Genomic DNA, 24864 nt, shown 5'->3' on the forward strand with positions numbered 1-24864 from the left:
CACATCAGGATAATTTATTCAACAACGATAACGCCTAAAAACATAGATTATTAATAATAAAATCAAGCTAATAATAGCTAAGGGCCAGCTGCTACCCAGCCACATATAGGGTGTAATGCCCCTGTAGCCGTAAATTTTACCTTCCAGCACACCTGCTGTATCCGGTTTCAGATGTGCGACAATCTGACCTTTGGGATTGATAATGGCTGTCATACCGGTATTAGTGGCTCGAACCATATAACGACCTGTTTCCAATGCCCGAGCCTGAGATTGCTGCATATGCTGTTCCATAGCATGGGAGTGTCCATACCAAGCCATATTACTTACATTGGCCAGCATACTGGCCTGACTGGCCGAATTAATGATTTCATCACCAAAACCATCTTCATAACATATATTAAAGGCTACACGCTGATTAGCCAGCTTTAAAGGTGCTTGAACAGCACCACCGCGAGAAAATCCGGCTAGCGGCATATCCATCCAGCGATACAACCAGCCAAGTAGAAAAGGCAATGGAATATATTCTCCAAATGGCACTAGGTGATTTTTCGCATAGTAAGGTAATCCATTGACAGATAGTGGAGCTGTAAAATTTACTACCGAATTCAGATAACCTGATCCATCGGCGGTATACTGAGGAATACCAACTGCTAAAGCAGAGCCATTGTTTCGCGCTAGCTGGGTAAATACAGCTAGCTGCTTTGGTGACATATCCTGCCGCATTACTGGAATGGCTGTTTCGGGCAGAATAACAATATTGGCGTGCGTACTGTTTATGAGGTCAAGATAACGCCTAAGTGTTGGCTGTAAAGATCGTTCATCCCATTTAAAAGATTGGGGAATATTACCCTGTGCTAAAGCCACTGATGCATGCGTACCGTCAGGCTGAGTGAACTGACAATGCAATAAAACCGCACCGAGCAGCCACACACTCAATACGCTGATACTAAACCCTGTTTTAGCCTTAATTGATTTAGCCAGTAACAGCTCTGCTAACCATGAACCAGTGGCAACAGTAAATACGGTAACCAGAAAAATTCCGCCTAAAGGTGCAAAACCAGCTAAAGGTGAATCAGCTATCTGGCTATAACCCCATATACCCCAGCCGAAACCGGTCAGTGCCCTTTCCCGTACGAATTCTGCCAACGCCCATAGCAACGGTAAAATTATTGCATGACGAACGCTACGAGAAATTCTGAATTTTCCGAGTAGCCAGAATACTAGAGCAGGATAAACAGCCAGATAGGCGGGCAGCAGCAAAGTTAATGGCCAGGCCATTATCTGCGGTAAACCAGCTACATCATGCAATGCAATATCTATCCAGTAGAGTAAAACAGTATAGGCTGTGAATGCCCAAAGATATGCTGAACGAACACGCCATTGTGGCCGTACTGATTGTAAAATCAGCAATATGGCCAATAAAACAGGTAAGAGCCAGAAATGATAATAGGGGGCATAAGCAAAAGGCACCAGAGCAGCAGATAAGAATAAAAGTGGCCAGTACAGCCAAGGTTTGGCTAAAACAGCACCATATTTGAATTCATAAATAGGCTGTGCCGACTTATCCTTTTGTTTGGTCACTTCTATCTTCTCCAGCGTTTTAACCGGTTTAGTAGATACAGATTTTTATAATCACTACTGACTTTAAGCTCGTATTGTAGCTATAAGCAATAAAGAATAAATATCCGCTTACTATAATCTGTTATGGTGCGTATCCACGCAATCAGACTGGATTTATTATTCCTTCCAATCTTGAAATATATGCAATACAGATAAAGTTTAATATAGTTTAAGCTTTAACCTTATCTGGTTTATGAATGAGCACTATTTTTTACCGTTACCATTAAAGTCTGTAGACGCCTTGCATCGGCACGGGCAACAGTAAAATTTAATTTTCCAATAGTAATTTTTTCGCCACGTACCGGCATATGACCCAATTCTTGAATCACCAAACCTCCTATGGTATCAACTTCGTCATCTGAATAATCGGTACCAAAAAATTCGTTGATGTCTTCTATTTCAGTTACTGCATTAACGCGAAAACGTTCAGCTGAAACTGCGAAGATATTGTCGGCACTATCATCTTCATCAAATTCATCCTCAATATCACCAATGATTGGTTCAATCACATCTTCAAACGTCACCAATCCAGAAGTGCCACCATATTCATCGACGACAATGGCCATATGATTCCGTTGTTCACGAAATTCCTTGAGTAATGTATTCAGGGATTTTCCCTCTGGCACAAAGACAGCCGGTCGTATTACCTGTTCTAACTGAAAATGTTCGCTTCTGCCCCAGTACTTAAGCAAGTCCTTAGCATGTAGGATACCCAAAATCTGATCTTTATCTTCTCCGATTACGGGGAAACGTGAATGAGTGGTGTCAATAATATAGGCAATTATTTTATCCAGCGGATCTTCAATTTTGATTACATCCATCTGGCTACGCGTTATCATTGCATCACGCACTTCCAGATCAGCAAAATCCAGAACATTTTCCAAACATTGCAATGTATCAGCATCAAAAACCTGCCGTTCATGTGCTTCCCGTAACGTTTGTAAAACTTCAGCTTCAGTCTCTGGAGCCTCTCCAGAGATACGATTTACCAGTCGCTCAAAAAAACCGGGTTTCGACGAACTTTCGTCCATAATCAATATTCATCCTGTGCATATGGATTTGCATATCCTAACTGATGCAGGATACGGATTTCAAGCGCTTCCATAATTTCTGCTTCTTCATCTTCAATATGATCATAACCCATCAGATGCAAGACTCCGTGGACTGTCAGATGAGCATAATGCGCTATCAGTGGCTTTTGTTGTTCAGCAGCTTCTTTCTCAATCACCTGCGGGCAAAATATAAGATCCCCATTCAGCTCTCCTTTATCCGGCATAAATATATTTTCACCCTCATTTAGTGCAAAGCTTAATATATTAGTAGCATAATCCTTGTGCCGATAATCATGATTAAACTGGCGTGCTTCTGTTTCATTGCATAAAAGAATAGCAATATTGGCACGTTTAAAACTATTTTTGCAGGTTTGCCATATCCACTGACGCCATTGGCTGAGTGTAGGAATATTTTGTGCATCACTGTGATTATCAAAATGTAAACTGAATACAGCATTTAAATGCTGTAAAAAAAGGCTTTTTTTGGCAACTTTCATTTAATCATTTTTGTATCTTAATACGAATATTTTAGCAATTTCGGCTGGGAAATGCATTACTCTGCAATTTTGATTAGACTGTGAACTGAATCTTTATCAATGAATTCAAGATAGGCTTACATGTTTTTAAGATAAGAAGATTTCAAAACAAGTTGCCAGTGATATCAAATAAATTGTTGTCAACTCAGGCTTAGTCTATAAACAATTACAGAAGTAATATCACGTAGTATGTTTTTAATATTGCTGAAAAGAAATCATTTTTTTAGTCTAAATGCAATTTGAGACAACTTTGAATCACTATTATGAATTCATAAACAATATATCCATCCGGATTCAGTGATAAACGCTAAAGTGAAATAATAAATCCATAAGTAGATTCTGCTTTGAGATAGGAAACATGAATCTACTTATGGTTAAAGATATCTAGCAAATTGATTATGCCAGAAGAGGATATGAAGTTATAAATGGGTTACTTCAGACACGAACTTATTTAAAGTATGGCTATAATAGGCTACCGCCCTGTTTGAGCTTTATAAACAGGGCTGTATGCTGAATTTTCTGTTATCGTAAAATATCCACAATGCTGCGGGCAGCACGACGAGCATCCAACAAAATCAAACCTAATTTGGCACCTTCATTAGCTGTCACAGCCAGTACATTGGTATCACCTGCTTGAATCAGCAGAATATAACCATGTTTACCCTTTACCATAACTTGCTCCAGTTCATCACACTGTAATTCACGTGATGTGCGGTTACCCAGAGCAAGCAAAGCTGCCGCCATTGCACCAACGCGATCCGGATCAACACCATTTGGTAACAAGGTTGCTACCGGCAGACCATCGGAGGAAATTACAGCAGATGCGGTAATGTCAGCCGAGGAGCTGTTTAAATCGCTTAATACCGAAACCAGTAATTGTTCTTGCATCTTGATGTCTTTCTATTGATGTTATTCATTTACCACATGAATGTCTTCACCAGCCAATACATACAGGCCACGTACCATAGTGACGAAAGCCTCACTGTTGAGTAATGGCAATCCGGCAGTGACCAAAATATTTTTGGTATTCCCTATATATAAAGGGAAGAATGTTAATTCACTCTGACCGGCAGGATCACATATCCCGATAGCGTTGTTGTATATATTGAGGTTATTTTTAATCAGCAGGCTGTGTTTTTCAGTCAGCCGTGTTGCCTCGCTGGCCAGATTGGCCACTTCTTCGGCAGTCTCATGATTAAAACCGACATTAGCAAAATAAAAACCATCCTGATCAACCAGCAATGCCTTATGGCTGTCTGACAATTGACCCAGAATATCTTCGAATCCATCTGATGTTACCTTCACCAGCTGTGAGCTTGGTTTGGCTTCACCATATAAAAATTCCAGACGTTGCAAGCGATATAATAAATTCAATGCAGTATGAACATCATCTGTCTCAGCCCATTGCTTTAAACGCTCTTCAGTTAATTTGGCGTTTATGTCTGCCTGCAGAATGTTAGCCAGTAACATACGGCTTGCACTGTGACTAGGGCTAGACACTGCATAAAATGCACCAGCCGGCATCACTTTTGGATATAAATCATGATGTAACTGTAATGTAGAATCCATACTGACTATCCTTCCAATCCCGGATCAATGGAATACAGCATAGCAGTAACCAGTTGTTTCACGTCATCTTCATTGCGTGCATCAACTTCAAACACAGGTACATTTAGATTGTGTTGTGCCAGATACTGCTGATAAACATCCACACCTGGCTGTGGATTTAAATCCATTTTGGTCACACCCACAACAACTGGTGCATCTTCCAGCAAATCGTGAAAAGAAGTCAGGAAGAATTTCAAATCTTTCAATGGATTCTGGCGAGTATTATCCAGTAACAGAATTAAACCCATACTGCCCTTACTCAGAATACTCCACATAAAATCGAAGCGTTCCTGACCTGGGGTACCATATAGATGAACTTTGGTATTATCGTCCAATCGAATAACACCATAGTCCATGGCGACAGTAGTATAGCCTTTTCTGTCCTGAGTCATGTCCGACGCACTGGCATCTGTCTGTACCGGAGGATCATCCGATAATGCAGCGATAGCAGTTGTTTTTCCCACCCCAACCGGGCCGGTAAAGATAATTTTATTTTCAACCATGATTACTCCCTGCTTAGGTATTAATTGCCACGCAAGCGACCCATCAAACGTGCCAGTAAACCTTTCGGCTTGTCGTCATCGCTTTCATTATACTCTGACGTTGGTGCACCACCATCTGGTTTGGAAACCTTCTGTGGTGCTTTCCGGGTCAGAACCATTTCTTTTTCCTGTTGCGCAGCAGAATGAGTCAGCGGCTGCTCAATAATCAGGGAACCAATTGAATAAGTAGCAGCTATGTAGTTCAGGACATCTTCCAGAGATACGGGCAACAACTTGTATAAAGTGTTGAGTGCTACGGGCGTACGTACCAGAAAAGCGGATAGACGCATAGCTTCAGGTAAAAACGCCAGACGAGTCATATTCGGCCAAGCTTTCAGCTTGATGATTGTATCTGGTGTAATCGGATCGATTAGGCGGCCGCGAGCTGTCCAAATTGATAGCTGCCATATACAGGACTGTAAGGTAAGTTTTGCTTTGTCATGCAACTGTGCGGTAGGTGCGGAAGCTGGGACAGTTTTAGTCTGCCATTCTGCATCAGTCTGCATACACAATTGTTGTAAAGCATCATTATCAACAGCCAGTAATACTTTTTCAACACTTGGAAATACAATCAACACAGGTTTGTTTTCAAACAGAATTGCAGTATCTTCTGATTGCTGTGCCAGCTTTTGCACCATGCCCAGCAATGTTCCTTTTGTGTGAAAACGTACTACTGATACGGCTTGCTGAGTATGTTCAGACGCGTTTTGCTGCTCTAGTCTCTCGGCAGTTACGGTTTCCTCGCTGGCCGTTTCCTTGTGTGCAGCAGCTTTATCAGCCAGCCAAACACCATTGCCCTGCTGTAAATTACGCAGATGTTGAAACAGGGTATCGAATCTGATGGGTTTCATCAGATAAGGAGCAGTAAATGACGGCGCATTACGTCCGAAAAATACGACTACAGCTTCAGGATATTTCTTTTTGGTCTGTTGCCATACTTCTTCACCATCGGCTGTGTCACCATCTACCAGAACCAACTCAGGTTTGAGGTTATCTTCAGGCTGTATCAGCTGATAGTTAACGCTATTGTACATTTTGAATGCCATGCGCAACATGGCTGTCTGGCGATCATCCACATTGACGAGCAAAACATAGGCAGTTTTTACTTTAGGTATTGAATTGTTCATCATTGATTTTGCACACCACCGTGGTTAATACGTTTCAATAATTGACTCATAGCCAGTACAACTTCCTCAGGCGGGGTCTGAATTTCAGCACGGATAACCTGTAACATTTTTTCCAGACGTGTCCATTCTTCTGCACGTTCGTATAAGTCAAATAAAGTAATGTAGAGCTGGGACTCCTGTGGATAAAGCAGAACTGATTTTTCCAGTAAATCCATGGCTTCATCAAATTGACCGAATGTAAGCAATGATTCCACATCACGCAATACGCGTTCGGCCGGTGTTTCAGCCACATCATTATCTGAAGAAGCCTTATCAACCAGTGATAAACGCTTGGCCTTCAGTGCACTGCTATTCATGGGTAGATAACCCTGCGTTACCCCAATATCACGCAGTACGGTTTCACTAGGTCTGGTTTCTAACTGCTCAAACATCGGATGTTGTCCAAGGCTATAGCCCCATCCAAGCATACGCTCTTTTACGACATTACCATATTGACCAAGCGTATAATATAAACGCCATAAATGCTGAGCGAATACATTAATATTATTGTGTCGGTAATCCAGCACCAGAGCATCAATAATCAAACCCGCCGGTTTTTTGGATGTTTTGATGGCTTTATTCAGACAGCGGATAGCAGCATCGTAGGGCAACTGCTCTTTCAACAGTCCGTAGCTGTTTTCCGGTTTAGAGAAGCTTAGCAGTACGTCACGCTCATCCCCTCTAATTTTAAAATTACCAACATTGCCTTCGACTAACAATTCATGCGGCTGTTCGTCGGTGTTTGACCCATTATTGGCTGATTCAACCGCTGGCTGTATATCTTCAGGTTTTTTATCCTGATTGATTCCGACTTCTTTTTCAGTTTCCTTGACATCCCACTGCAGCAAGTCTTCGGCCAGAACACGCAAACCCAGATGGTTTTCATCCAGGGCAAGCCCCTGACGAATCAGATTTTCTAGCTCAGTCCGATTTAAACACTTGCGATACAGATCAATGACTTCGGCAAGTTTGTCGGTATTTTTGGCTTCCAGACACAGTCCAGCCAGCTCGTTGACCAATGTATTGGCCATTGCCGGGCTTAACTGGTCGGCATTTTGTTCCAGATAGGCAGAGAGTGAGTCTGCTGCTTTCTGGAAATAGCCAAACTGTTTGTAAACTTTATATTCAGTCAGGTGATCCACAGTGGCAACAGATACTGTGGCTTTATCAGGCCTAGTTGGCTGCCAGTCCCAATCGTCGCCATCAAGTGCTTCTGCTGTTTCTTGTGCTGCGGGTGCCGTCTGAGCATCTACAGTTTTACTTCCAGTTTTTTTCTTACTTTTGGAAGCAGACTGCTTTTTACGAGCAGTATCTTTACTTTTAGCATGGTCGCCCGCTTTCTGACGCTTTTTCAGAATAAGCAATGCAACCAGCAATATGACTAAAAGGGTAATTGGTAAATATAATTCCATAATTTACATCCCTTTTACGATTATCTGCCAGAAGCATGAGCGCATGGTTAAATGCATGTTTTTCATTTACGGTAACGCTTCACATACAATTGTCAATACTGTAACTATTTTACCTTAGCTTGCATTTGTTCGCCAGATTTTTATTTGACCTGGGGCAGCATTCCGTTAGGTAACAGTTGCCATACATAACCAGGGTATTTCATTTTACCAGCTAATGCGCCGGCTTCATCGCCATAACCCCAGAAATAATCCACTCTCACAGCACCGTTGATGGCACTACCGGTATCCTGTGCCATCAAGAGCCGGTTTAAGCCGAAACCATTGGCTGGATGAGTGGTAGCGACAAACAATGGAGCGCCTAGGTTGACAAAATGACTGTCTACGGCAGCGGAATAGCCCTTCGTCAGTGGAACACCTAATGCACCGGTAGGTCCGCTAGCCGGCTCTGCTGTGGCCCGGAAAAAAACGTAGCTCGGATTCTGACCCAGCACTTCGGCTAGTTGCTGTGGATGCCGCTGTAACCATGCTTTGATACCTTGCATTGAAGTTTGCGCAAGTGGCAAATATCCCTTCCCAGCCATATATTTACCAATGGAAACATATGGGTAGTCATTTTTGTCGGCATAGCTGAGACGCAGCATTTGTCCATCTGGTGTTTTTAATTGTCCGGAACCCTGTACATGTAGAAAGAATAATTCTACTGGATCATTAGCGTAACCCAGAATGGGGGCTTTGCCATTGAGGGCTCCGGCATTAATCTGTGCCCGAGTGTAATAAGGTACCAGCTGGCTGCCGCTGATTCGACCTTTTAATGCCCGTGTTTTCTCATTGAGGGGAAAAGCAGCCAGATTGGCAGTGTAATTACCGGTCGGTGTGATGACTCCGCTGTTGGGTCCGGTGAGGCGAATGCGCACTATCCCCTGACGCTGGCCGCTTGTAAGCGGTACGACAATAAAGTCGTTGGGGATGCCGTAAATTGGAAACCGTGCCTGAGCTGTTTGTTTAGTATCGCCCTGTAGCATGGGTTCGTAATAACCAGTAACTGTGCCGGCGAGTTGTCCATTCTGACTGACCTGCCATGGCGTGAAGTAGCTTTCAAAAAAAGCTTTAGCTTGATGATTGTGTCTGCCTGTTCGGGCAGCTTGCTGACATACCGGCTGCCATGCAGGCTGCATTTGCAGTTTGCCGCAGCTGGTTTTGAATGCTTCTAGGCTGTCTACAAATGATTGGTCTGACCATTGGGGCAAATCGTGATAATTAACGACGCGATAGCTGACACCAGCTTTCCCCGGTGTGAAGACGTAACTGGGTGGCAATGGCTTGCTGGGTGCAATAGCTGAACCACTGATACCGGACAAAATTTTATCTGTCGGTTTGTGTGTGATGCCACAGGCAGCAAGACATAAAACGCTAAACCACAATAGCCAATGACGTATTGAGCTAAATTTTATTGATGGTTTCATTTGGACATGTTCTTGTGTAATGAATGGTACAGATTCTTACCGTATTTTTATTATTATGACAGTCCTTAGCCCTTTTGAACAAGGGTAGGCAAAAGGTGGTAGCTGTTGTGAATATGTGCTAGAGCATCAATTCAGGCTGAACACTCTGTTACAATAGCTTTTTTAGCCAAATCAAATATCTTGCCTACGCCATGAGTAAACCTTCCCTGACACCGATGATGACGCAATATTTGGCCATTAAGGCCGACCATCAGGACAAGCTGTTGTTTTACCGGATGGGCGATTTCTATGAGCTGTTTCTTGATGATGCAGTGCAAGCAGCTCGTTTACTGGATATTACGCTAACTACCCGCGGGCAGATCAACGGCGAACCGGTGAAGATGGCTGGGGTGCCTTATCATGCGGTGGAACAATATTTGGCCAGACTGGTAAAGCTGGGTAAAAGTGTGGCGATTTGTGAGCAGACGGGTGAGGTGGGCTCGGGTAAAGGACCGGTGGAACGGAAAGTTGTGCGCATTGTAACGCCAGGGACGCTGACTGATTCAGCTTTGCTGGAGGATAAGGAAACCAATCGTATGGTGGCGGTTTCTTTATTAAAAAAACAGCTTGGTGTGGCCTGGCTGTCCCTGCAAAGCGGGGAATTCCGCTGCAAAATAATTGCACCAGAAGCTTTGCCAAATGAGCTGGCACGTCTGCAGGCAGCGGAAATCTTGATATCTGACCAGACACTGGAAAAGCTCAATCTGGATGAACAAAACCGAAAACTGACTCGTTTACACGCGTGGCAATTTGCTGCTGATACTGGAGCACGCCTGATTCAACGTTATTTCGGCAGTCAGGATTTACGCGCTTTTGGTCTACAGATCGGTGACCATGATGCCGCTATTGGTGCGGCAGGAGCGTTATTAAATTATGTTCAGCAGACCCAGATGCAGCTGCCAAAGCATCTGGACAGTCTGACGCTGGAGCAGGAAACCACTTATATTGGTATGGATGCGGCTACGCGGCGCAATCTGGAAATAACTCAGACGTTGAATGGACATAAAGCGCCTACTTTGTTTTCGGTATTGGATACATGCGCGACACATATGGGCAGCAGACTGCTCGCACAATGGTTGCATCAGCCATTGCGCAGACGCGGACAGATTGTGGCTCGTCAACAGGCCGTGGCAGCACTCTCTTCTCAGCGTGAGCAAATAGTGACCATGCTGAATCAGGTGGCGGACATTGAGCGAATTGCAGCTCGTATTGCTATTGGCAGTGCACGGCCACGTGATTTATCAGCTTTGCGTGATAGTCTGGCAATATTGTCGGCATTTAGTTTGCAGGAGTCTGACCAGAGCTCGCTGGTACAGACGCTGCTGGAACAGTTTCCGCCTGCTGCACCGATTGCGCGCCAGCTAAGCAAAGCCATTATGGCCGAACCAGCTGTATGGTTACGTGATGGTGGTGTGATCAATGATGGTTTTGATGCTGAGCTAGATGAGTTGCGCCGTTTACAGAATCATGGCGATGAATTTTTGCAGCAATTGGAAAGCCGTGAACGTGAACGTACGGGATTATCCAGTTTGAAAGTGGAATTTAACCGTGTGCATGGTTTTTATATTGAGCTGAGCAAGCTACAGTCAGAACAGGCACCTGCGGATTATCAGCGTCGCCAGACTTTAAAAAATGCAGAACGTTATGTGACGCCGGAGTTGAAGGCTTTTGAAGAAAAGGTATTGAGTGCGCAACAGAATGCACTGGCACGGGAAAAACAGCTATATGATGCTTTGTTGCTGCAATTGCAGGCAGAACTACCCGTATTGCAACGCTGTGCCCGTGCTGCAGCCAGTCTGGATGTGCTGGCTACGTTGGCAAAATATGCGGATGAAGAACATTACTGCTTCCCTGAATTCGTAAATTATCCTTGTTTACAGATTAGTCAGGGACGTCATCCGGTAGTGGCTGCTCAGGTCAGTCAGTTTACCGCTAATGATACCCAGCTGGATGATAAGCGGCGTCTGATGTTGCTTACTGGACCAAATATGGGTGGTAAATCTACGTATATGCGGCAAGTGGCTTTGATTGTCCTGCTGGCGCATATTGGAGCCCCAGTACCGGCAGATAGCTGCACTCTGGGTGAATTTGACCAGATTTTTACCCGTATTGGTGCTTCGGATGATCTGGCCGGTAATCGTTCTACTTTTATGGTAGAAATGTCGGAAACGGCTTATATTTTGCATCATGCAACTGAGCGTTCTTTGGTGCTGATGGATGAAGTAGGACGTGGTACATCTACTTTTGATGGTTTGGCGCTGGCACAGGCAATTGCTGAACATCTACTGCAAAAAAATCGTAGCTATACACTTTTTGCCACGCATTATTTTGAATTGACCCGTCTACCGGAACAGTATGCGCATGCTTTTAACATGCATCTGTCAGCACTGGAACAGGGACAAGATATTGTGTTTTTACACCATATTGAACCAGGGCCGGCCAGTAAAAGCTATGGTATTGCGGTAGCCAAATTGGCGGGACTACCGGCACGTGCGCTGAATGCGGCTTACCGGCACTTGCAGACACTGGAACAGCATGCGTCTCGTGACCAGGCGCAATTAGATATGTTTCAGACGCAGACAACTGAACAAGAGTCAGATGAAGTAACCCAGAGATACACCGGTAAGGATAATACGGCTGTTGTGATGCCAGCCGATTTATCAGTGCTGCTTAATGCGCTTAATCCGGATGAGTTGACCCCAAAAGCGGCTCTTACCGCTATTTATGACCTTGTACATTGCTGGAAAAATCATCTATCAAATCAGACGACATCATAAAATATGTATGAAAAATAGGTTTAGTTGTTGACTTTGTTTTGTTAATGCGTATAATGACTTTCTTACCAGACGCGGGGTGGAGCAGCATGGTAGCTCGTCGGGCTCATAACCCGAAGGTCGTAGGTTCGAATCCTGCCCCCGCAACCAGATTTTAAATGCCCTGTTTTTAACAGGGCATTTTATTTTGGTGTTTAATCGATACGAGCTATGCGTAAGATCTTTTATTCGGTTATGCCAGCACTTTTCATTCTCACCTAGACAGCTCTTTGCTCTTATTCAGGATTTTTCTGTTGGTGAACATTATCTAAGCGCTAAACTAGTAAGTTTGAGTTTATGTTTGCTCCATTCTGGATTAACTTTCTTGATTTCTAGTTATTTGTATTTGTTTATCAAGAAGTATCTGCAATTTATTTAATTCTAAATTTCTTAAAATATATATTCTTAATGGTTATTACCTCTGGCTGTAAATCTTGTAATTTATTAATTTATACATATATTTAATTGCTAAGCAGATTATTTATAAAAATAATTATATTAAAATATCATTTTTATGCTGGTTACCCCACTGACACATTAAATCTAAAACGGGAACCAGAGATTTTCCCCGTTCTAATAATCCATATTCTACTTTAGGCGGTATTTGTGGATATTCTTTTCGGAATATCAGTTTGTCTTGCTCCATTTCTTTTAATGTGTTGCTTAAGGTTTTATAAGATATGCTGTTGATGCGGCGTTTAAGTTCGTTAAAACGCATCACTGGCTGGTTTTCATTAAGCCAGTAAAGAATGAGTATTTTGTATTTTCCCCTGATAATAGAAAGAGTGTAGTTAAAACCACTATTTTCGAGCTCTTCTTCACTGCAATGGTGTTCTGACATCTTTTCACTTCCCTTTTGGTTAGTATCTATCTTTATTTACCGTACTTTGAATCAGTTTTTGGGTGAATTATTATATTTCGTTAATTATTAAGCTTTGGATTGTCTGTTATGAAAGAAACGCTGGTGGTTGTCGCTCATCCTGATTTAGCTTCTTCTAAAGTAAATCAATGCTGGATTAATGAACTATCTGTTTATGCTGATCAGGTAACGATACATGATTTATATGCATCTTACTTGAGTAATGTGATAAATGCTGTTTCAGAACAAATTTTGATTGAAAATCACCGAAATCTGATTTTACAGTTTCCTCTTTACTGGTTTAATTGCCCACCGTTGTTAAAATTATGGTTAGATGAGGTTTTAACATATGGTTGGGCTTTTGGGCGCAACGGGCTTAAGTTGAAGAATAAAAAAGTTGGCTTGGCGGTTTCTGCCGGTATCAGAAAAAGTGATTATGCTCCTGAAGGTCGCTTTCATGTTTCATTGGAAGATATTTTAAAGCCATTCGAATTAACTATGAATTATGTGCAGGCTAATTATCAATCTGTATTTGCTGTATATGGCGCTAATAATGAACCTGAAGCTGGTTATGGCATAACTCAGGAAGAAATTGATAATAGTGCCAGAGACTATATACACTGGATGAAAACATGTGAAATGCTGAAGTAGCTCTGATGAAGAACTAATCTTCTAGGAATGTGTGTGTATGAATTTTAAATAAGATTTTAATTTGTTTATTTGATATCTGGATAAACCCACAGTTTATGTTCATGTACTTCGGCTAGGAAAACTTCATCTAGTTTCTGTCCTAGACGGTCTAGTTCTTTTTCTAGCCATTCTTCATTATGACCCAAAGATTCAAGACTGGGATAATTGATAACGCCGTTTTCAATCACAACAACTGCCATTGCTGGGTCACCTTTTTTTACTACGGTCATTTGGCCATTGTATTCAAACCAGACATCACTGAGCATTTCCAGACTGGTATAACCACGCTGATGAAGCAGCATAATGAAATCTCGGATGGATAGTTTGGCCTGACGGAAATTCTGTGATAGTAAGATGCCGTTTTTCATCAGTCGGATTGATGTGCCGTCGACAAAATCCTTGGCGATACTGCGTTTAAATGTGGCATAACGAACCAGTAATAACAGGCCAGCCCAGAAAATGGAGGCGCTCATGAGTAAGGTGATGCTGATGGAGGGATTGTATAGGGGGCCGCCGATTATTGCACCCAATACGACGTTACCTACTTGATCAATAGCTGAAATCGGGGCAAGTGCACCTTTGCCGGATAAATTGATGTACACCAGCAGGATGCAGAAAGCGACCAGCATTTTGAAGATGATGTTGATGTAGATGGGATTCAAGGTGGCTTCCTTTGTCTGTGCGGTGGCTTTAGTCCAACATGATTTGCATTTTTGGTTTTTGCAATCATGGTTTTATCGATACCATGATGTGTTTACTGTAGCTGTTATATTTGCGGCAGACTATGGTTAACACCTGTTTTTTATGGCTTATTTACATTAATTTCCTTAAATGTTCTTTTTTTGAATACAGAATTTTTCTGTGTTGGTTTAAACACAAGTATTTTTATGTCTTTTTTGTGCTGAGCTGTCTCTGTGATTTGAATATATTTTTATTTCTTCGTTATATTATATTTTCGTCAAATTGTAAGCCACCATCACAGATAGAATCCCAGTTTGCTTTGGATTGAGTGTAAATATGTATTTTTTGCTGGGGGTAAATTGCTGTATTTAGTGTGCCAGCACGCAAACGATAAATATTTGGCATACTGTCTCGTGAAGTATAGAGGTTTGATCCACATTCAGAACAGAAAAAACGGTTTACGCCATTAACTGAAAATTTTTTTAGCTTATCCCGACCTGATAGGATTGTGAAAGCATCGCTGTTTATTTGAACCGCTGAATTAAATGCGGAACCACTCCATTTGCGGCAGCGTTGACAGTGGCAGAAGACCATTTTTTCAATTTGGTCACTCATGGCAATCTGGTATTGGATTGCAGTACATAAACAGCTTCCTGTCAGCATATATTTCTCCAGTACTTTTCCTGTAAATTGCTATCTTTTGGCGCATTGACACTGGCACAATATTATCAGATTGACGCTAAACATTTCTTTATTGACTAGATTTTTGTGTGAGAGGGTTTATCTGAATCTGTAGTCGGTGATTTCTGTGCTCAATATTATTATCACTGCTAAGCTGACTGGTTTTTGTACTGATGCGTATTTATCACCGTAACATTGTGGATTAAATCGAATGAATTGAGGCAAGAATCTTTGATTGTGCTAAACATTTTATTCGATAGAGTGAATAAATCAGAATGTGAAATGAATCATGCTATTCGTTTTGCTTTAATTACTTTTTTCAGGTATATGGAGAAATGTTACACAACTATTTTTTGTTGTCTGACTCTCCTACCCCACAGAAAAACACTTTTTTGATTATCTCTTTCTTTGGTTTAATTAATTCAACTGAGCTTATGTGCTGTAAGCTCAGTTGTGTACTATGAAAATAAAGTAATCAGCTTTATAGACGATGGATGCACTGGTCTAAAACATTATAAAGGTTTGAAATCCTGTCCGATAAATATTCGTGTGGGATTTCCGCGCGCTATTTGATGATGGTGCTGATGACGCTCTGCTTTGTGTTTGGCGTATAACTGTTGTTTCTGTTGCGCCAGTTTGTGTTGTAGCAGTAGAACAGCCAGTTTTTTATTGGTATGTTGGCTACGTGCAGTCTGGATTTTTACGCTGATACCGCTGGCTAGGTGGGTGGCTCGGACAGCCGATTCTGTTTTGTTAATATGCTGACCTCCCGCACCGGAGGCACGCATGGTGTCAAAGATAATTTCATCAGATTGATGCTGAGTAATTGTCTCGTAACACGCGGCTCCGATAAACCAGTTTTTACGTTTGTGTTTTGGGCGGTAGGGGCTGGGACAAATCCATTGAATGGTTCCCACCCACTGTTTAGCTAAGGATCTTTCTAGCTCACCATTAAGAGCAAGCAGTACTGAGTGAAGTCCATGCTTTGACTGTTCTTGCTCCAATATGTCTATTTCAACCTGAATCTCTATGGCTTCGTGTTGCAGGCGTGCCAGTGCTTTTGCTACGGCCAGACAGCATTCAGCCGGTCCGTAAGCCGCTGATAATTGTAAAAGCAGCATTATTTTTTCTCCGTTTTTACTTTATAGGTGATAACTGGCTTGAAACGAGCTATTGGCCGGATTAATTCAGCCTGCACCATGGCAGTAATGACGCTGTCGATTGATTTATAGGCCTGCGGTGCTTCTTCATAGATAAGTTCACGGTCAGCACAAATCACACGGCTGCCATGGACAGTACGGCTTAGCTGTTCGGCGGTATAACGTCGGGATAGTCTGCCTTTGCAGGCTGAACGCTGCCATTTGCGTCCTGCACCATGTGCGAGGGAGTAAAGGGCGATTGGGGTATCCAATGGTTGAACCAGATAGCTGTAATCGCCGCGCGAACCCGGTATCACGACTAGCCCTTGGGTAGCAGGTGCTGCACCTTTACGGTGCAGCCAGCCGCTTTCGCCATGGATGCAGGCCGCTTCGATAAAGTTGTGGCTGATGTCTGCTAGTTTTTGCCCTCGTGCACGCAGATTTGTCAGTATGCGGCGGGCAATCAGTTCCCGATTTTGCCGTGCATAGGCCAGTGCCTGATTGTGCTGTGTAAGATAGGATTTACCGGCTTCACTGTCTGCGATTAAGCCCTGATGACCATACTGACGGATGTGTTTGTCCAGAATCGCACCACCGAGTCCGCGGGAACCACTGTGTACCATTAGTTGCAGGTGCTGCTTATTTAAACCGATTTGTTTGGCGATTTCCGCTACATAAATGGTATCCAACATTTGTAATTCGGCAAAATGATTGCCTCCGCCTATGGTGCCGGATGCAAAGTTATGCTGTTGTAGCGGCTGTATATCTGGCCAGAGGCTGATACATTCTGATGCACTCAGTGGCTGGTCTAGATTGCCCAGTTGTTTGATTAGTTTGGCCTGATTCATGGCATGGGTTTTAAGTGATGTTTGCCATAATGACATGCCGCAGCCAATATCGCCGCCAATCAGTGCTGGATAAATAAGTTGTGTAGTAAAAAAAGCAGCGCCAACGGGATAGCCGCGGCCGGGATGAATATCCGGCATAGCGGCTGCATAGCTGATGTCAGGCAGTGCTGCTGTTGTGTGTAGTTGCCGGACGGCTTCGCCCTCTAACCACAGTTCGGTGGTGACAATGAGGGTGATGCCGGCAGACGGCTGCTGAATAGAATTGCCCATTCTGATCCATTCCAATTTATTTTATTTAAATAATAAGCAGGCGTTGTCATCCTTGTTTATTAGAAATGAACAGGAATAACGTGCTGTAAAGAAATTGGCAGGCCGAAGCCAAGGATCAGGAGGTGATTAGCCCTGGGTTGACCTGCAAGGGATAGGTAGTACAAACATAATGATTCCTTTCCGTTGCAATATGGATAATTTGATGTGTGCGGTACTTTAAATCAGCTTCTACTGGCCGTCAAATATTCAGTTGTTTTTTTCTGGTCGGCTGGTGCGTTGTGGCTGTTTCGGCACGCTTGTTGGCCTTAGTTTAAGTTTAAAAAATAATAAACAAATTGTTCATCAATCTGATAGCCAGCCTGTTCATAAAGGGCTCTTGCCTTGTGGTTGTCGTTGGCGGTACACAATGAAATACCACTGTAGCCATTATCACGTGCAAATTGTGTGACGTATTGCATCAGTTGTGTGGCAATCCCTTTTTGTCTGTGGTTTTCAGGGACATATAGGTCATTGAGTATGATTGTGGGCGATACGGATAATGAAGAAAAGGAGAAATATAGCTGTACAAACCCGCAAGCTTGTTGTTGATCATAGGCAATAAAGATGGCGGAATCCTGCTTTTCCAGTCTTTCTTGAATAAAATTTCTGCTTGCTGTCTGTTTGTCCGTCAAGCCATAGAACTGTCGATAGCTGGCAAAAAGCATGATGGTATCATCAAGCTGTTCTGATGTTGCTCGGATGATTGTAATTTGATTTAACATTAGATAATTTTTCTACTAATGTGATTTAGGGGACACATATTTTACAATAATTACCCGTGCGTTAGTTTCAATTGGTAATCATGTTTCCTGCATAAATTGCAGTGCCTGCTCTGGACTAAAGCCACCTGAACCGGCGCCAATCAGAGGAAAGGCGACTGAAGTATAATTGCGGGTATTGACTATGTGCATGGCAGAAATAACTGAAGTACGAATTGAATAGGCGCTGGCACGCCAGAACATGTTGATACCGGCTACGTGGATAATGGCTTGATAAGGCAATTTACCGGCACTGGTTACCACTGCGGAACCTTATTTAAGTGCACCTGTTCGGCCAAGTTCGCGAAAAGGGGCATAGCCGGCTTTTTTCTTGATGGCATCGGATACCCCACTGCGGCAACAGTAACCACCACGGAATAATATTGCGATTCCATGTGTTGACGATGACCTCGACCGGTTGTTCAAGTAAATTTCCCAGAATAATTTCAAGCTGCATGATGAGTTTCCCCTTTAAATGCTGTAAATTTTGCAGCGCAATTTTATGCTGGCTGTACCGCTTTACGGTCAGTCATGTTTCTTTATCAGCAATTGGCATATTTTACCTGTCAGTTTGACAGGCTTATGTTTAGAATAGCTCTTTATTGTAATAAATGTGAAATAAGGAAGACGAGTATGGCTCAGTTTTTTGCTATTCATCCTGACAATCCGCAGGAACGTTTGATTGCACAGGCAGCGGATATTGTACGCCATGGTGGTGTGGTTGTTTATCCAACTGATTCCTGTTATGCGTTGGGCTGTCAGCTAGGTAATAAGGAGGCAATGGAACGGATTCTGCGTATCCGTGGTATTGACCAGAAACACCATCTGACGTTGATGTGTCATGATCTGAGTCAGCTTAGTATTTACGCCAAAGTGGATAACAGTCAGTTCCGGCTGCTGAAATCTTCTACTCCGGGTAGTTATACTTTTATTTTGCAAGCCACTAAAGAGGTACCGGCGCGCACGCTGCATCCGAAACGTAAAACTATTGGGTTGCGGGTACCGGACAACCGGATTGCTTTGGCGCTATTGCAGAATCTGGGGGAGCCGATGCTGTCGTGCACACTGATGCTGCCCCATGAAAATGAACCCTTAACTGACCCTTATGAGATTCGTGACCAGCTGGAACATGAGGTTGATCTGGTGATTGATGGCGGTTGGTGTGGTACAGAGCCGACTACGGTAATTGATATGACCGATGGAATTGATCTGGTACGAGCCGGTAAGGGGAATGTTGCTGTATTTGGTTTGTAATGGACAAGCTGGTACTATGTTTTACCCACAGTGGTTGTTTATTTTAGCATCTGAAGGATTTTACCTTGCAAAACTTTGATTGGGCTTATTTTGTTCTGGCAATTCTGCCTATTTTACTGGCCATTACGCTCTCTGAAGCAGCATGTGGATATATGGCACGTTTTTGTGGTGACCGTACAGCAGAAACAATGGGTAGGCTAAGCCTGAATCCGGCTAAATACATTGATATTATTGGCACCATTATTATTCCAATATTCACGATGATTGTTTTACAGGGCTATTTGATGGTTGGCTGGGCTAAGCCAGTGCCGATTGATCCACGCAATTTTAGAAACAGACGTAAAGGTGAACGTTTGGTAGCCATTGCCAGCCCGCTTGCTAATCTTCTGATGTGCCTATGCTGGGCAGTTGTGATGATTATTAGTCAGTGGGTACCTGAATATTTCCAAAAACCGATGGCGCTAATGGGGTTAATGGGTATTCGGTTTAATGCGGTATTTTGCTTTTTCAGCCTGCTACCGATTCCCCCTCAACCGGGTGCTCAGTTTATTGATAGTTTTCTCTCACCCCGCGCTTCGATGCAGTATCGAAAGCTGGCTCCATATGGAACGTGGATAATTTTATTTTTGATTATCAGTGGTTTGCTGATGTTTATTTTGCAGCCATTTATTAACTTTGTTACTTCACTAATGCTGTTTATTGTTAGTCTGTTCTAAGCAAATTGTTTATATACTGGTAATCATACTAGCTATTAGGCCATAGAATCTTTTCTATGGCCTAATGGTTTTATATGTGAATAGTTGATTATGGCGCATCGCTCTTTATCTGTCCCAATGTCACTCTGTCCAGACCGGCCAAATCGGCAAGCGTCTGGATTTTTCTGAATTTATACTGCAATAATATATTTCGCACTGCCTCCCCTTGATCATATCCGTGCTCGAATAGCAACCATCCATCCGCCCGCAGAAAATCTGGGGCGCCGGCAATAATGGTTTCGAAAGCACTCAGACCATTGTGATTATCTGTAAGTGCTTGCTGTGGTTCAAAACGTAAATCACCCTGCTGCAAATGCGGGTCTTGGGCGTCGATATAGGGAGGATTGGAGACAATGACATCCACGCTGTGGGGCGCTGGCTGCGGCTGTGCCTGATACCATGAACCCTGCCCGAACCGCACTTGCGCTTGCAGCGCGCTGGCATTGGCTTGTGCGACTGCCAGTGCTTCCTCACTGATGTCTGCCGCCCATATTTGTGCATCAGGTCGTTCGCAGGCTATAGTTACGGCGATGGCACCACTGCCGGTACCTAAATCCCAAAGGGTGCCCTGTGCCGGCAAATGCGCCAGTACTGCATCGACAAGATGTTCTGTTTCTGGACGAGGAATCAGCACTGCTTCTGAAACCTGAAAACGCCGGCCATAGAATTCGCGCCAACCGAGTAGATAGGCCAGTGGTTCGCCTGCTAGCCTTCGCCGACACAGTTGATTCAAACTTGCCAACTCGCTGTTGCTAAGGAGCTGTGTGCCATGGGCTATTATGTGGCTATGGCTTATTGTCAGTACGTGCTGGAGCAGCATGCGTGCTTCCAACCGCGGCAGACCGGAGTTGTTTAACCAACTTTCTAGGGTAACTGGGATATTGGTTTTGGTCATATTCTGTTACAGCCGATTTACAACAAGAATAAGGTGGCCAGCCCCAAGAAGATAAAAAACCCGCCGGAATCGGTAACTGCGGTAATCAGCACGCTGCTACCAAGCGCAGGATCGCGGCCGGATTTCTGCATACACACTGGAATTAGTACTCCAACGGTGGCTGCCAGTAACAAATTCAGCGTCATTGCTGCTACCATCACCAGTCCTATACCAACGCTGTGATAGAGAAAATAGGACACGAGCCCCATTACTGAACCCCATATCAGGCCGTTTACCAGTGCGACGCCCTCTTCTTTACGCAGCAGTCGCCACGCCTGACTGTTGCTTATCTGGCCGGAAGTCATGGCACGCACAATCATGGTGATGGTCTGGTTGCCGGAATTGCCGCCTATGCCGGCTACTATCGGCATGAGGGTAGCCAGTGCAACGATTTTTTCAATTGAATTTTCAAACATGCCAATCACACGGCTGGCGATGAAAGCGGTACATAGGTTAACTGCTAGCCATATCCAGCGGTTTCTGACGGAATCGATAACGGGGGCAAACAGGTCTTCTTCTTCGCGCAAACCGGCCATGTTCAGCATGTCATTTTCGGATTCTTCGCGAATAACGTCTACCATTTCATCTACGGTGATGCGGCCGATAAGTTTAAGGTTGTTGTCTACCACAGGTGCGGTAACCAAATCGTAACGTTCAAACGCAGCAGCGGCTTCTTCGGCGTCGTCTTCTGGACGAAAAGTCACCACATCATCGGCCATAACGCTGGAAACGAGTAAATCAGGGTCGGCAACCAGCAGACTACGTATGGGCAGGACGCCTTGTAGGACATCATAGTTATCGACTACGAAGATTTTGTCGGTATGGTCGGGCAGGCGTTCAAAGCGCCGAAGATAGCGTAGTACCACTTCACAGGTCACATCCGCGCGGATGCTGACCAGCTCAAAATCCATGAGGGCGCCGACTTGATTGTCTTCGAACGACATGGCTGAGGTAATTTGTGCCCGCTCTTCTTCATCGCGACTGCTTAAGGCTTCGTAAACAACTTCTTTAGGTAAATCGGGTGCCAGTTCGGCCAGCTCGTCGGCGTCCAGATTGCCAACCGCGGCCAACAGCTCCTGCTGCGCCATGTTTTCAATCAGAGTTTCGCGTACTGGATCCGATACTTCGAGCAATACTTCGCCGTCTTCTGTCGGGGTAGCCAACCGCCATACCAGCATACGTTCTTGTAATGGCAGAGATTCGAGTAAGGTAGCCATGTCCGCCGGATGAAGCTCATGCAGGGCGTCTATTAGCTCGTTCAGGGCCTGTTTTTGTTCCGGAGTCTGTAAATAGGACTGGGTGGGAGAATGAATATGCTCAGCAACCGGTAACAGGGTCGCTACAAGCGCACAGATGTGGTCGGTATCCAGATGCAGGCGCTCCAGCTCGCTGATGTTGCTATGGCTTTCCATTATTGAGTCGTCCTAATTGGTGTGCACCGAAGAGCAGATGAATACGTCTGCATATAGATAGTTTATCCTGTCACAACAGTGCTGTCCTGATATGATAAATTAACAGCCTGCTGCGGCAGGCTGTGGCTGCGGGTATTGTACACGGATTTTGAGTGTATGCGCTTGCTGTTTCAGAACTTAGCCGGTTCAAAGCTTCTTTAGGCGGCAGAGGTTTTTTATTTTTGAACGCATTTTTATAGCCACTAGATGAGTTACTAATGTTGTAGATGCGCTTGTGCTCTGTTTGTGGCTTCTATTTATCAATATTTTAAAAATGAAATGTGCGCTATGCAGGGTGAGAAATGGAAATACTTAAAGAACATTTCAATGAATTTCAATATTTATTAACTGTTGCCCAAGAAAGAAGTTTTACCCGCGCGGCAAGTAAGCTGGGTATTTCGCAGTCTGCGCTTAGCCATGCAATTAAAGTTCTGGAGCAAAAATTGCAAATTCGTCTTTTAACGCGGACAACTCGCAGTGTGGCGCCTACAGCTCTGGGGGCACAGATTATTTCTAGTCTGCAACCGCGCTTAGATGAGTTGGAGCAAACTTTGCAAAGTCTGGTTGAACAAAATGGTACGCCTAGTGGCTATATTCGACTGTCTGTCAGTGAACATGCTGCTCACAGTGTGCTTTGGCCGAGGCTGAAGCCATTTTTGAAGCAGTATCCACAGATTAATGTAGAACTGTTTATTGATAATCAGTTTGTGGATATTGTGCAGAATGGTTTTGATGCTGGAGTGCGTTTAGGAGAAAGTGTTGATAAAGATATGGTGGCGGTGAGGCTGAGTAAAGATATACGCTTTGCTGTGGTGGCGACGGCTGAATATTTTGAGAAACATGGAATGCCCGCTACACCGGCTGATTTGCAGCACCATCAGTGTATCAATGTGCGTTTACCTAGCGCCAATAAGTTATACCAGTGGGAATTTATTCAGGATGGCCGGCCGATGCGGGTTAAGGTAAACGGACAGCTTACTTTTAATCAGCTACCGGAACGCATTGATGCAACCTTATCCGGATTTGGGGTGGCTTATGTGCCGGATGATATGGTATCGCAGATGGTGGCCAATGGTGAGCTAATTCAGGTACTGAAAGACTATTGCCCAGTTTTTCCTGGCTATTACTTGTATTATCCGAGCCGGCAGAGGCATCCACGGGCCTTTGCGCTGATGATTGATGCTTTACGGCTGACAAAATAAGGAGCGGCAATGCTCCTTATTTGGTTGGTGGGTCAGCGTCCTACTCGAGCTTGTTGCTCGGGAAGATACCGGTCACCAACTACGGCAATTTGATTAAGCGCCTGATTGATATCAGCTATGTCTGTTGCAGACAACTGAATTTCAGCAGCACCCAGATTTTCTTTCAAACGGTCTTGTTTGGTGGTGCCCGGTATCGGAACAATCCATGGTTTTTGTGCCAGCAGCCAGGCCAGTGCAATCTGGGCAGCGGTGGCCTGATGAGCCTGTGCCAGTTTCTGCACCAGAGCGGCAAGTTTTTCATTAGCGGCCAGTGCTTCTGGAGCAAAACGGGGTACGCGCCGGCGGAAATCATCTGCACTGAATGCGGTGGAAGCATTGATGGTACCGGTCAGGAAACCTTTACCAAGTGGACTGAATGGCACCAGACCTATGCCTAGCTCTTCGAGAAGGGGGATGATTTCTTTTTCCGGCTCCCGCCACCACATGGAGTACTCGCTTTGCAGGGCGGTAAGCGGTTGTACGGCATGAGCACGGCGAATGGTGGCGGCACCGGCCTCAGACATGCCGAAATGTTTCACTTTGCCTTCTGCAATCAAATCTTTGACTGTTCCGGCCACTTCTTCAATCGGTACATCTGGATCAACGCGATGCTGATACAGCAGATCGATAACATCTGTCTGTAGACGCCTCAAGGAACCTTCTACGGTCTTGCGGATGGTTTCAGGATGACTGTTTAGTATTTGCTGTTTGTTGTCGTCTCCATATGTGAAACCGAATTTGGTGGCAATCACCACTTGCTGACGATAAGGTTTTAATGCTTGCCCCACTAGCTCTTCGTTGAGATACGGTCCGTAAACTTCGGCGGTATCGAAGAAAGTGACACCTTGTGCCACGGCAGCCCGAATCAGCTCGATGGCTTGAGGAATGTCGGTAGCTGGTCCGTAGCCATGACTTAATCCCATACACCCTAGCCCCAGAGCAGATACGGCTAGCCTATTTTTACCGAGATAACGTTGCTGCATGTTTCTTTCCTTTATGTCTGTTAAACTAAA

Annotated in this window: 25 protein-coding genes and 1 tRNA gene; 6 read left to right on the forward strand and 20 right to left on the reverse strand. The window is 44.1% G+C overall.

All coding sequences use genetic code 11. The features are described 5' to 3' along the window. Window positions 1-18: 18 nt before the first annotated feature. The 9 genes from lnt to ABU615_RS06390 all read right to left on the reverse strand — a co-directional run bounded on the left by lnt (window position 19) and on the right by ABU615_RS06390 (window position 9399). Window positions 19-1548: an apolipoprotein N-acyltransferase gene (gene lnt / locus ABU615_RS06350; protein ID WP_370389355.1), complete on the reverse strand. Its 1530-nt coding sequence runs from the start codon at window positions 1546-1548 to the stop codon at window positions 19-21. Window positions 1549-1811: 263 nt separating this feature from the next. After that, window positions 1812-2651, reverse strand: a complete 840-nt coding sequence (locus ABU615_RS06355; RefSeq protein ID WP_370388712.1) for an HlyC/CorC family transporter — start codon at window positions 2649-2651, stop codon at window positions 1812-1814. 2 nt (window positions 2652-2653) lie between these two features. Continuing rightward, on the reverse strand, window positions 2654-3169 hold the full coding sequence (gene ybeY / locus ABU615_RS06360) for an rRNA maturation RNase YbeY (protein WP_100141111.1): 516 nt from the start codon (window positions 3167-3169) through the stop codon (window positions 2654-2656). Window positions 3170-3730: 561 nt separating this feature from the next. Continuing rightward, window positions 3731-4096, reverse strand: a complete 366-nt coding sequence (locus tag ABU615_RS06365) for a roadblock/LC7 domain-containing protein (RefSeq protein ID WP_100091176.1) — start codon at window positions 4094-4096, stop codon at window positions 3731-3733. Between the two features lie 21 nt (window positions 4097-4117). Then, entirely contained in the window at window positions 4118-4777 is a 660-nt protein-coding gene (locus tag ABU615_RS06370; protein WP_100141110.1) for a peptidase M23, read from the reverse strand. 5 nt (window positions 4778-4782) lie between these two features. Then, entirely contained in the window at window positions 4783-5319 is a 537-nt protein-coding gene (locus ABU615_RS06375) for an ATP/GTP-binding protein (RefSeq protein WP_100141109.1), read from the reverse strand. A gap of 20 nt (window positions 5320-5339) precedes the next feature. Next, complete coding sequence (locus ABU615_RS06380; RefSeq protein ID WP_267408624.1) at window positions 5340-6488, reverse strand: hypothetical protein; 1149 nt, start codon at window positions 6486-6488, stop codon at window positions 5340-5342. Next, the gene (locus ABU615_RS06385; RefSeq protein WP_100141107.1) at window positions 6485-7936 is read right to left on the reverse strand and encodes a hypothetical protein; all 1452 of its coding nucleotides are present in this window, start codon (window positions 7934-7936) and stop codon (window positions 6485-6487) included. Before ABU615_RS06385 ends, ABU615_RS06380 begins: the two co-directional genes overlap by 4 nt. Window positions 7937-8076: 140 nt before the next feature. Beyond that, window positions 8077-9399, reverse strand: coding sequence for a murein transglycosylase A (locus ABU615_RS06390; RefSeq protein WP_370388713.1), 1323 nt, complete (start codon window positions 9397-9399; stop codon window positions 8077-8079). 191 nt (window positions 9400-9590) lie between these two features. Between ABU615_RS06390 and mutS the strand changes: the two genes are divergently transcribed. Then, entirely contained in the window at window positions 9591-12215 is a 2625-nt protein-coding gene (mutS, locus tag ABU615_RS06395) for a DNA mismatch repair protein MutS (protein ID WP_267390890.1), read from the forward strand. 70 nt (window positions 12216-12285) lie between these two features. After that, window positions 12286-12362 (forward strand) — tRNA-Met (locus tag ABU615_RS06400). Between the two features lie 382 nt (window positions 12363-12744). On the opposite strand, the gene ABU615_RS06405 is transcribed toward ABU615_RS06400, so the two are convergent. Next, entirely contained in the window at window positions 12745-13092 is a 348-nt protein-coding gene (locus tag ABU615_RS06405; RefSeq protein WP_267390891.1) for a helix-turn-helix domain-containing protein, read from the reverse strand. A 108-nt stretch (window positions 13093-13200) separates the two neighbouring features. Here ABU615_RS06405 and ABU615_RS06410 point away from each other — a divergent pair, with 108 nt between their 5' ends. Then, window positions 13201-13761, forward strand: a complete 561-nt coding sequence (locus tag ABU615_RS06410) for an NAD(P)H-dependent oxidoreductase (RefSeq protein WP_267390893.1) — start codon at window positions 13201-13203, stop codon at window positions 13759-13761. Between the two features lie 65 nt (window positions 13762-13826). Here ABU615_RS06410 and ABU615_RS06415 read toward each other — a convergent pair whose 3' ends face one another. The 7 genes from ABU615_RS06415 to ABU615_RS06445 all read right to left on the reverse strand — a co-directional run bounded on the left by ABU615_RS06415 (window position 13827) and on the right by ABU615_RS06445 (window position 18642). Further along, on the reverse strand, window positions 13827-14462 hold the full coding sequence (locus ABU615_RS06415) for a DUF421 domain-containing protein (RefSeq protein ID WP_100141102.1): 636 nt from the start codon (window positions 14460-14462) through the stop codon (window positions 13827-13829). Between the two features lie 280 nt (window positions 14463-14742). After that, window positions 14743-15144, reverse strand: a complete 402-nt coding sequence (locus ABU615_RS06420) for a GFA family protein (RefSeq protein WP_267390894.1) — start codon at window positions 15142-15144, stop codon at window positions 14743-14745. A gap of 530 nt (window positions 15145-15674) precedes the next feature. Then, complete coding sequence (gene prfH, locus ABU615_RS06425; protein ID WP_100141100.1) at window positions 15675-16283, reverse strand: peptide chain release factor H; 609 nt, start codon at window positions 16281-16283, stop codon at window positions 15675-15677. Next, complete coding sequence (locus tag ABU615_RS06430; RefSeq protein ID WP_370388714.1) at window positions 16283-17419, reverse strand: RNA ligase RtcB family protein; 1137 nt, start codon at window positions 17417-17419, stop codon at window positions 16283-16285. The genes prfH and ABU615_RS06430 overlap by 1 nt, the downstream gene beginning before the upstream one ends. Window positions 17420-17724: 305 nt before the next feature. Beyond that, window positions 17725-18180, reverse strand: a complete 456-nt coding sequence (locus tag ABU615_RS06435) for a GNAT family N-acetyltransferase (protein ID WP_370388715.1) — start codon at window positions 18178-18180, stop codon at window positions 17725-17727. A 78-nt stretch (window positions 18181-18258) separates the two neighbouring features. Beyond that, window positions 18259-18480, reverse strand: coding sequence for a macro domain-containing protein (locus ABU615_RS06440; protein WP_267408628.1), 222 nt, complete (start codon window positions 18478-18480; stop codon window positions 18259-18261). 9 nt (window positions 18481-18489) lie between these two features. Next, window positions 18490-18642 (reverse strand): hypothetical protein, encoded by a 153-nt coding sequence (locus tag ABU615_RS06445; RefSeq protein ID WP_267408629.1) that lies wholly within the window; start codon window positions 18640-18642, stop codon window positions 18490-18492. A 207-nt stretch (window positions 18643-18849) separates the two neighbouring features. Between ABU615_RS06445 and ABU615_RS06450 the strand changes: the two genes are divergently transcribed. Continuing rightward, window positions 18850-19470, forward strand: a complete 621-nt coding sequence (locus ABU615_RS06450; protein ID WP_267408630.1) for an L-threonylcarbamoyladenylate synthase — start codon at window positions 18850-18852, stop codon at window positions 19468-19470. A gap of 65 nt (window positions 19471-19535) precedes the next feature. Beyond that, window positions 19536-20186, forward strand: coding sequence for a site-2 protease family protein (locus ABU615_RS06455; protein ID WP_267408631.1), 651 nt, complete (start codon window positions 19536-19538; stop codon window positions 20184-20186). An 88-nt stretch (window positions 20187-20274) separates the two neighbouring features. On the opposite strand, the gene prmC is transcribed toward ABU615_RS06455, so the two are convergent. After that, entirely contained in the window at window positions 20275-21120 is an 846-nt protein-coding gene (gene prmC / locus ABU615_RS06460) for a peptide chain release factor N(5)-glutamine methyltransferase (RefSeq protein WP_267408632.1), read from the reverse strand. Between the two features lie 17 nt (window positions 21121-21137). Further along, entirely contained in the window at window positions 21138-22571 is a 1434-nt protein-coding gene (mgtE, locus tag ABU615_RS06465) for a magnesium transporter (protein ID WP_367431905.1), read from the reverse strand. A gap of 341 nt (window positions 22572-22912) precedes the next feature. Here mgtE and ABU615_RS06470 point away from each other — a divergent pair, with 341 nt between their 5' ends. Beyond that, a complete protein-coding gene (locus tag ABU615_RS06470) occupies window positions 22913-23812 on the forward strand; it encodes a LysR family transcriptional regulator (RefSeq protein WP_370386713.1) in 900 nt (299 codons plus the stop codon). Between the two features lie 32 nt (window positions 23813-23844). Here ABU615_RS06470 and ABU615_RS06475 read toward each other — a convergent pair whose 3' ends face one another. Next, window positions 23845-24834: an aldo/keto reductase gene (locus ABU615_RS06475; protein ID WP_370386712.1), complete on the reverse strand. Its 990-nt coding sequence runs from the start codon at window positions 24832-24834 to the stop codon at window positions 23845-23847. Between the last annotated feature and the right edge of the window lie 30 nt (window positions 24835-24864).

The sequence above is a fragment of the Snodgrassella alvi genome (assembly GCF_040741455.2).
Classification (GTDB): domain Bacteria; phylum Pseudomonadota; class Gammaproteobacteria; order Burkholderiales; family Neisseriaceae; genus Snodgrassella; species Snodgrassella alvi_E.